At 70.7% G+C, this 1558-nt stretch carries 1 protein-coding gene; it reads left to right on the forward strand.

The window, feature by feature from the left end; genetic code table 11:
• Nucleotides 1–135 precede the first annotated feature (135 nt).
• The coding region (locus tag ACFYX0_RS47750) for an NF041680 family putative transposase (protein WP_388982111.1) at nt 136–1558 on the forward strand (1423 nt) is incomplete at its 3' end.

The raw sequence follows: 1558 nt of genomic DNA on the forward strand, positions 1-1558 counted from the left end.
AGCTTCGTTTTTAACCCCTGCCCGTGGTCGGCTCGAAGAGCTGGCCACGGGTTTCGTCGTTGTCCGGACAGCAAGGCGGCCTCTGATTGATCATGTGTTTCCGCCAAGAGACACGTTGAGCAACCAAAGGCCGTGATGGACAGTCTGCAAGATCGTGCCGCCCGCGTCGAGGCGTTGACCGCCTTGTCCCGGTTCCGCCGGGAGTTCTACGCGTGCCTGACACTGCGGGCGGACACGCTGTTCGAACTGACGGACGCGGTGCTGTGCGCGCAGGGCCCGGTGACCTCGCTGCCCGAACTTTCGCTGGTGGAGGTGCATCGGCGCGGACACGGAGCGATGTACGACGCACTCGCCCAAGGGCATATCAACGTCTCACGGTTGCGGATGACTCTGGCGGGGCTGGAGCTGCCGCGCGGGGCCGACCGGCAGCTGTCCGTCGCGCTCGATGTCACGCCCTGGCCGCGGCCGGACGCCGAGTGCTCGCCCGAGCGCCTGCACTGCCACCGTCCGTGCCGCTGCGACGGGGTGCGTCAGACCATCCCCGGCTGGCCCTACCAGATCGCCGCCGCCCTGGGCGGCGGCCGCTCCTCCTGGACGGGGCCCTTGGACGCGGTCCGCATCGGCCCCGACGACGACCCCACCGAGGTTACCGCCGCCCAGATCCGCGACCTGCTGGCCCGGCTACGCGAGGCCGGACAGTGGCGTGAAGGCGACCCGCCGGTGCTGTTCGTGTTCGACTCCGGCTACGACATCGTGCGTCTGACCTGGCTGCTGCGCGAGGAACCGGTACGACTGCTCGGCCGGATCCGCTCCGACCGCGTGATGCACGCCCCGGCCGGCCGTCGTAAGGGACCCTGGCCCGGTCGTCAGCCCCGCCACGGCGAGCAGTTCCGTCTCGCGGACCCTGCCACCCACCCGGCTCCGGCACAGGAATCGACCGGCGTCCACGACCGCTTCGGCCAGGTCACCGCCCGCTGCTGGGGCCGCCTGCACCCGAAACTGGACCGGCGCGGCTCGTGGGCCGACCACCAGGGCGAACTGCCCCTCGTCGAAGGCACACTGGTCCACCTGGCCGTCGAGTACCTGCCCGGAGGCCGCGACCCCAAGCCGCTATGGCTGTGGCACAGCGACCCCGACGCCGCCGCCCACGACGTCGACCGCCTGTGGCGGATCTTCCTTCGAAGATTCGACATCGAACACACCTTCAGATTCTTCAAGCAGTCCCTCGGCCTGACCCGCCCCCGCCTGCGCACCCCCGAACAAGCCGACCGGTGGGTGTGGCTGACCCTCGCCGCCTACGCCCAACTCCGCCTCGCCCGACCCCTGGCCCAGGACCTGCGCAGACCCTGGGAGAAGCCGCTGACACCGGATCGGCTCACCCCCGGACGGGTCCGGCGCGGCTTTCCCCGTATCCGGCGGACCCTGGGCACCCCGGCCAGCACGCCGAAAGCCTCCCACCCCGGCCCAGGCCGCCCCAAAGGCCGCACCTCCACCCCGGCACCCCGCCACCCAGTCGGCAAGAAACAGCGCAAAGTGGACATGCCGCGACGCGGCGGAG

This window comes from Streptomyces sp. NPDC002573 (assembly GCF_042889625.1).
Taxonomy (GTDB): domain Bacteria; phylum Actinomycetota; class Actinomycetes; order Streptomycetales; family Streptomycetaceae; genus Streptomyces; species Streptomyces gibsoniae.